Here is a 1,340-nt window from a genome sequence, read left to right on the forward strand (position 1 = left end):
TTTAAATCAGACATTGAGATTGCACAAGAAGCTACACCACAGGATATTCGTGAGATAGCAAAGAAATTGGGTTTAACAGAAGACGATCTGGATTTATACGGGAAGTATAAAGCAAAGGTAGACTATAACCTGTTAAAGAAAACAACCGGAAAAAAAGCCCGGTTAATCCTGACCACTGCCATCAATCCAACACCAGCCGGTGAAGGAAAAACGACCACCACAATCGGGGTTGCTGATGGATTATCACGAATTGGAAAAAATACCCTGGTAGCCTTGAGAGAACCATCCTTAGGACCAGTATTTGGTGTCAAAGGTGGAGCCGCAGGTGGCGGATACGCTCAGGTTGTGCCAATGGAAGATATCAACCTTCACTTTACCGGTGACTTCCATGCCATCGGAGCTGCCAACAATTTACTGGCAGCAATGCTGGATAACCACATCAAACAAGGAAACGAACTGAAAATCGACGCCAAGAAAATTACCTGGAGACGATGTATTGATATGAATGACCGTCAATTGCGAAACGTCGTTGATGGTTTAGGTGGATCCGGAGACGGCGTTGTCCGTGAAGATGGATTTGACATCACAGTAGCTTCTGAAGTTATGGCCGCCTTCTGTCTGGCCAGTGATATCTCTGATTTAAAAGCCCGACTGGGACGCATCATCGTTGGTTACAGCGTTGCCGGAGAACCCATCACCGCTGAACAGTTAAAAGCCAACGGCGCCATGGCAGCTCTGCTTAAAGATGCCTTGAAACCAAACCTGGTACAAACCCTGGAAGGCACACCCGCCTTTATCCACGGTGGACCATTCGCTAATATCGCTCACGGCTGTAACTCAGTAATCGCAACCCGTATGGCCATGCATTTTGCTGACTACGTAGTTACCGAAGGTGGATTCGGAGCCGACCTTGGCGCTGAAAAATTCCTCGATATCAAATGTCGGATGGCTGGTTTAAAACCGGATGCCGTAATCATTGTTGCTACCGTACGAGCCCTTAAATACAATGGCGGCGTTGCCAAAGCTGACCTGAACAATGAAAACCTGGACGCTTTAAAAGCCGGTCTGCCAAATCTGTTAAAACATGTTGAAAACATCACCCAGGTCTTTAAACTGCCAGCGGTTGTTGCCATCAACGAATTCCCACTGGATACCGAAGCTGAACTGGCGCTGGTTAAAGAAGAATGCCAGAAGCTGGGCGTTAACGTGGCCATTTCCCAGGTATGGGCAAAAGGCGGCGAAGGCGGGGAAGCATTGGCCAAAGAAGTGGTTCGTTTAATTGACGAAAGCGAAGGCACCTTCGAATACTGTTACGAACTGGATATGCCAATCAAAGCTAA

1 protein-coding gene is annotated in these 1,340 nt (G+C 47.4%); it reads left to right on the forward strand.

What is annotated here, in order from left to right:
• A partial coding sequence (locus tag ACWI_RS00045) for a formate--tetrahydrofolate ligase (protein ID WP_070369406.1) occupies positions 1–1,340 on the forward strand: 1,340 nt, incomplete at both ends.

The sequence above is a fragment of the Acetobacterium wieringae genome, from assembly GCF_001766835.1.
In the GTDB taxonomy this organism is placed as follows: Bacteria; Bacillota; Clostridia; order Eubacteriales; family Eubacteriaceae; genus Acetobacterium; species Acetobacterium wieringae.